Source organism: Pseudorhodobacter sp. (assembly GCF_030452865.1).
Taxonomy (GTDB): domain Bacteria; phylum Pseudomonadota; class Alphaproteobacteria; order Rhodobacterales; family Rhodobacteraceae; genus Pseudorhodobacter.
Map to the genome: position 1 here is coordinate 1 of NZ_JAKDLJ010000245.1, position 5,437 is coordinate 5,437.

Below are 5,437 nucleotides of genomic sequence, written 5' to 3' on the forward strand. Positions count from 1 at the left end.
CGATCCGACCCCCCAGACCGTGGACGCGCTGATGAAGCTCGATCTCGCTGCGGGTGTTGACGTCGAAATCAAAGTATAAGGGGGCATCAGATTATGCGCTCTGGCGTTATTGCAAAGAAGCTGGGCATGACCCGGCTGTTTCTTGAGGACGGCAAGCAGGTTCCTGTGACCGTTCTTCAACTCGACAACCTGCAGGTTGTGGCGCAGCGCACCGCTGATCGCGACGGTTATACCGCCGTGCAGCTTGGTGCAGGGCTAGCCAAAGCCAAGCGGACAACTGCTGCGATGCGCGGCCATTTTGCCAAGGCTTCGGTTGAGCCGAAGCGCAAGATTGCTGAATTCCGCGTCACTGCGGACTGCATGATTGATGTCGGCGAGGAAATCATCGCCGACCATTACTTCGAAGGCCAGTTCGTGGATGTCTCCGGCACCTCGATCGGTAAAGGCTTTCAGGGGGCGATGAAACGTCACAACTTCGGCGGCCTTCGTGCCTCGCATGGTGTGTCTGTTTCGCATCGTTCCCACGGTTCGACCGGCCAGTGCCAGGACCCCGGCAAGGTGTTCAAGGGCAAGAAAATGGCGGGCCATATGGGGTCGACCCGGATCACGACGCAAAATCTGCAAGTGGTTCGCACTGACACCGATCGCGGCCTGATCATGATCAAGGGCGCGGTTCCCGGCTCCAAAGGTGGTTGGGTGACAATCAAGGATGCGGTCAAGAAAGCCGTTTCCGAAAGCGCGATTGTTCCGGCGGCTTTGCGTTCGGCAGCAGCAGCCGCAAAGGCTTCGGCAGAAGCGGCCGCACATGCAGCGGCGGTAGAAGAAGCAAAACGCGCGGCCGAATTGGCAGCAGAAGCGGCAGCCGCCGAAGAAGCGGCTTTGGCAGCAGCGGAAGCCAGCACCGGTGGTGACGATGAAACCCCGGCAGAAGATGGAGGCGAGAAGAATGAAGGCTGATGTCATCAAGCTGGACGGCGGCAAAGCCGGTTCCATCGACCTCAATGAGGCGCTGTTTGGCCTTGAGCCGCGCGCCGACATCCTGCACCGTGTTGTGCGCTGGCAACGGGCGAAAGCCCAGGCCGGCACCCACTCGACGCTGGGACGTTCGGACGTAAGCTACTCGACCAAGAAGATTTACCGTCAAAAAGGCACCGGTGGCGCGCGCCATGGTGACAAAGGCGCGCCGATCTTCCGTCACGGTGGTATCTACAAGGGTCCGACCCCGCGCAGCCATGCGCATGATCTGCCCAAGAAGTTCCGTGCGCTTGGTTTGCGTCACGCGCTGTCGGCCAAGGCCAAAGCGGGTGAGTTGATCATTCTGGACGCAGCGACGATGGCCGATGCGAAAACCTCCACCCTTGCCAAGATGGTCAAGGAATTGGGTTGGAAGCGCGTGCTGATCATCGACGGTGCGGAAATTGACGGCAACTTCGCCCTTGCTGCGCGCAACATCGAAACCCTCGATGTTCTGCCGATCATGGGTGCAAACGTCTATGACATCCTGAAGCGGGATCAGTTGGTGATCACCAAAGCAGGGGTCGAAGCACTGGAGGCTCGTTTGAAATGAGCGTGAAGCCAAACCATTACGATGTGATCCGCAAGCCGATCATCACCGAGAAGGCAACGATGGCGTCTGAGGCCAATGCCGTTGTGTTTCAGGTGGCGATGGATGCGACCAAGCCGATGATCAAAGAAGCTGTTGAAGCGGTCTTTGGCGTCAAGGTGAAGGCCGTGAACACCTCCATCACCAAAGGCAAGGTCAAGCGGTTCAAAGGGCGCCCCGGCGTTCGTTCCGACAAGAAAAAAGCCTATGTGACCCTCGAAGAGGGAAACACTATCGACGTCTCTACCGGGCTTTGATAGAAGGCGGCGAATCTCACGGCCTCGGGTTTCCTCGGGGCCGTGGATTTTTTCGTGACGCAGGAAATCGGCAACCGCTGCCCGTCCTGTGACGACAATCGGGGATCTACGGAGCCCTATAACCTCGGGTCGCCTCACGCGGCCCCCAAGCTAACGGAAGACAGAGAGCATGGCACTCAAGTCGTATAAACCGACGACGCCTGGCCAACGCGGGTTGGTTCTGATCGACCGTTCGGAGCTGTGGAAAGGCCGTCCGGTCAAACACCTTACTGAGGGTTTGACCAAATCGGGCGGCCGGAACAACACCGGACGTATTACAATGTGGCATCACGGCGGTGGGGCGAAGCGCCTTTACCGGATCGTGGATTTCAAGCGCACCAAGCATGACATGGCTGCGGTGGTTGAGCGGATCGAATATGACCCCAACCGCACGGCATTCATCGCGCTGATCAAATACGAAGACGGAACGCTGAACTACATCCTTGCGCCGCAGCGCCTGGCTGTGGGCGATTCTGTGGTCGCGGGCAAGAAAACCGACGTAAAGCCGGGCAACGCGATGCCGTTTTCCGGCATGCCAATCGGCACAATCGTTCACAACGTCGAAATGAAGCCGGGCAAGGGCGGGCAGATTGCGCGCGCTGCTGGCACATACGCGCAGTTTGTCGGCCGTGACGGTGGTTACGCACAGATCCGCCTGTCTTCGGGCGAACTCCGCATGGTGCGTCAGGAATGTATCGCAACGGTGGGTGCGGTTTCCAACGCCGACCATTCGAACCAGAACTTCGGTAAAGCGGGCCGCATGCGTCACAAGGGTATCCGCCCGACCGTTCGCGGTGTGGCAATGAACCCGATCGATCACCCGCATGGCGGCGGCGAAGGCCGTACCTCGGGCGGTCGTCACCCGGTTACACCATGGGGCAAAGGCACCAAGGGCAACCGTACCCGTAAGAACAAGACCACCGACAAGTATATTGTCCGGTCGCGTCACGCCAAGAAGGGTCGCTAATCCATGGCACGTTCAATCTGGAAAGGCCCGTTCGTCGACGGCTACATGCTGAAAAAGGCAGAAAAGTCGCGCGAATCCGGCAAAAACGAAGTGATCAAGATCTGGTCGCGTCGTTCTACCATCCTGCCGCAGTTCGTCGGTCTGACGTTCGGCGTCTACAATGGCAAAAAGCATGTCCCGGTATCGGTGACCGAAGAAATGATCGGCCAGAAGTTCGGTGAATATTCTCCGACACGGACCTATTACGGTCACGCTGCCGATAAAAAAGCCAAGAGGAAATAAGTCATGGGCAAGGCAAAAAATCCGCGCCGCGTGGCAGATAACGAAGCAATGGCGCTTGCCAAGATGCTTCGCACCTCGCCGCAAAAACTGAACCTCGTCGCTGGTCTGATCCGTGGCAAGAAGGTGGACAAGGCTTTGGCCGACCTAACCTTCTCCAAAAAGCGGATCGCGGGTGATGTGAAAAAATGCCTCCAGTCGGCAATTGCCAACGCTGAAAACAACCACGGTCTTGATGTGGATGAGTTGATCGTGGCCGAAGCTTACTGCGGCAAGAACCTGACGCTGAAGCGCGGGCGTCCGCGTGCGCGTGGCCGTTTCGGCAAAATCATGAAGCCGTTTAGCCAGTTGACCATTTTGGTTCGTCAAAAAGGGGAGTCCGCATAATGGGTCAGAAGGTCAATCCGATCGGTATGCGCCTCCAGGTCAACCGCACCTGGGACAGCCGCTGGTTCGCGGATAGCAAGGATTACGGCAACCTGTTGCTGGAAGATCTGCGCATGCGCGAGTTTATTCACAAGGAAGCCGCCCAGGCGGGCGTCTCCAAGGTCATCATTGAACGCCCGCACAAGAAGTGCCGCGTGACCATTCACGCAGCACGTCCAGGTGTCATCATCGGCAAAAAAGGCGCTGATATTGAAACGCTTCGCAAGAAGCTGACCGCTTTTACCGCGTCCGAATTGCACCTCAACATTGTTGAGATCCGCAAGCCGGAAATGGATGCCAAGCTGGTGGCTGAATCGATTGCGCAGCAGTTGGAGCGTCGGGTCTCTTTCCGCCGCGCCATGAAGCGTGGTGTTCAGAACGCGATGCGCATGGGGGCCTTGGGCATCCGTGTCAACGTGGCTGGCCGTCTTGGTGGCGCGGAAATCGCGCGGACCGAATGGTATCGTGAAGGCCGCGTTCCGCTGCATACGTTGCGCGCCGATATCGACTATGCGCATCATGAAGCACTGACTGCTTATGGTATCATCGGGATCAAGGTCTGGATCTTTAAGGGTGAAATCCTTGAGCATGATCCACAAGCACATGATCGTCGTCACGCCGAGGCACAGGAAGGCGCTGTTCCGCGTCAACCGCGCCGCGAACGTAACTGAGGGAGCATAAAAGATGTTGCAACCTAAACGGACCAAGTTCCGCAAACAGTTCAAAGGCAAGATCAGCGGTGAGGCCAAAGGCGGTTTCTTGCTGAACTTCGGCACCTTCGGCCTGAAAGCGACCGAGCCGGAGCGTGTGACTGCGCGCCAGATCGAGGCCGCGCGTCGTGCCATCACCCGCCACATGAAGCGTCAAGGCCGCGTCTGGATCCGGATTTTCCCGGATGTTCCGGTCTCGTCCAAGCCGGTTGAAGTACGGATGGGTAAAGGGAAGGGCTCTGACGATTATTGGGCAGCCAAGGTGAAACCGGGTCGCGTGATGTTTGAAATCGACGGCGTGTCGGAAGTTATTGCGCGTGAGGCCCTGCGCCTTGGCGCGATGAAACTTCCCGTCCTGACCCGCGTAGTGCAACGCGAAGATTGGTAAGGTCGCGCTAGCGCGACCGGTGCGGTGTAGCGAATTGCGCTAGCAATACGCGGGCCGCACACGGTACAGAATAGAGAGCCCCGCTGGAAACGGCGGGGCTTTTTGTTGCAATCTACTTTGAGCCCTAAGGCGACATCCAGTTGACGGCGACAACAGTTTCCTCCCACAGTCTGAGGACAACGCCTGCGTAGACGGTGCGTCGAGTATGTGCTTTTAGGAATCTCATGTTTTTCGTGCTTGACGACACCCTCCCAATCGAGTTGCTAAGGAAGCATGATGCTGCTCTCGCCGTGGCGGAACATTTTCGCATTCGCCCGCGAGCGTGGGAGGAAGTTGCCTTCAGCGCTTCACCGGGGGGAGACCTCAACCGTATTGCATGGACTCTGGCGAAGCGATTGGCTGAACAAGAAGATTTGTGCTTTGTTAAGTTAAAGGTCGTTTTTGAATCTTCAGAGAGCGCGGACAAGGCGGTAAACTTCCGAAATCAGACGGGTTTGGATGCCGATGCGATCCTCCGGCGATGCGTCGTTGGTGACGATGCGGGCGTGGAGGATTGGGCCGCGCTATTTGGGTTTGCAATCGCTTTCGGCTGGGACGCAGTTGCATTTTCCCGACGAAAGAAAGCGCTGGTTTGGTTCAGTCATGACGACTACTTGCGGGCAACACCACCGTCTCTTGTCCGGCGTTTCTGGAACTAGACGGCTGCTCATTTCTTTGGTTGCACCAAACCGACAACGGCCGCTTCGTCCGCATTGTAGACATAGCGTG

9 protein-coding genes and 1 pseudogene are annotated in these 5,437 nt (G+C 57.6%); all 10 read left to right on the forward strand.

Annotated elements, in window-relative coordinates:
• Positions 1-79, forward strand: a pseudogene (gene rpsJ / locus L0H65_RS13485) (30S ribosomal protein S10); the annotation flags it as partial.
• Between the two features lie 11 nt (positions 80-90).
• Positions 91-957, forward strand: a complete 867-nt coding sequence (gene rplC, locus L0H65_RS13490) for a 50S ribosomal protein L3 (protein ID WP_301459577.1) — start codon at positions 91-93, stop codon at positions 955-957.
• Complete coding sequence (rplD, locus tag L0H65_RS13495) at positions 947-1,567, forward strand: 50S ribosomal protein L4 (protein WP_301459569.1); 621 nt, start codon at positions 947-949, stop codon at positions 1,565-1,567. The genes rplC and rplD overlap by 11 nt, the downstream gene beginning before the upstream one ends.
• Positions 1,564-1,860, forward strand: coding sequence for a 50S ribosomal protein L23 (locus L0H65_RS13500; RefSeq protein ID WP_301459570.1), 297 nt, complete (start codon positions 1,564-1,566; stop codon positions 1,858-1,860). The genes rplD and L0H65_RS13500 overlap by 4 nt, the downstream gene beginning before the upstream one ends.
• Before the next feature lie 169 nt (positions 1,861-2,029).
• Positions 2,030-2,866, forward strand: coding sequence for a 50S ribosomal protein L2 (gene rplB / locus L0H65_RS13505; protein ID WP_301459571.1), 837 nt, complete (start codon positions 2,030-2,032; stop codon positions 2,864-2,866).
• Between the two features lie 3 nt (positions 2,867-2,869).
• Complete coding sequence (gene rpsS, locus L0H65_RS13510) at positions 2,870-3,148, forward strand: 30S ribosomal protein S19 (RefSeq protein ID WP_301459572.1); 279 nt, start codon at positions 2,870-2,872, stop codon at positions 3,146-3,148.
• Positions 3,149-3,151: 3 nt separating this feature from the next.
• Positions 3,152-3,532, forward strand: coding sequence for a 50S ribosomal protein L22 (rplV, locus tag L0H65_RS13515; protein WP_301459573.1), 381 nt, complete (start codon positions 3,152-3,154; stop codon positions 3,530-3,532).
• Positions 3,532-4,242, forward strand: coding sequence for a 30S ribosomal protein S3 (gene rpsC, locus L0H65_RS13520; RefSeq protein ID WP_301459574.1), 711 nt, complete (start codon positions 3,532-3,534; stop codon positions 4,240-4,242). Before rplV ends, rpsC begins: the two co-directional genes overlap by 1 nt.
• Before the next feature lie 13 nt (positions 4,243-4,255).
• On the forward strand, positions 4,256-4,669 hold the full coding sequence (rplP, locus tag L0H65_RS13525; protein ID WP_301459575.1) for a 50S ribosomal protein L16: 414 nt from the start codon (positions 4,256-4,258) through the stop codon (positions 4,667-4,669).
• Positions 4,670-4,893: 224 nt separating this feature from the next.
• Complete coding sequence (locus L0H65_RS13530; protein ID WP_301459576.1) at positions 4,894-5,367, forward strand: hypothetical protein; 474 nt, start codon at positions 4,894-4,896, stop codon at positions 5,365-5,367.
• Positions 5,368-5,437: the final 70 nt, after the last annotated feature.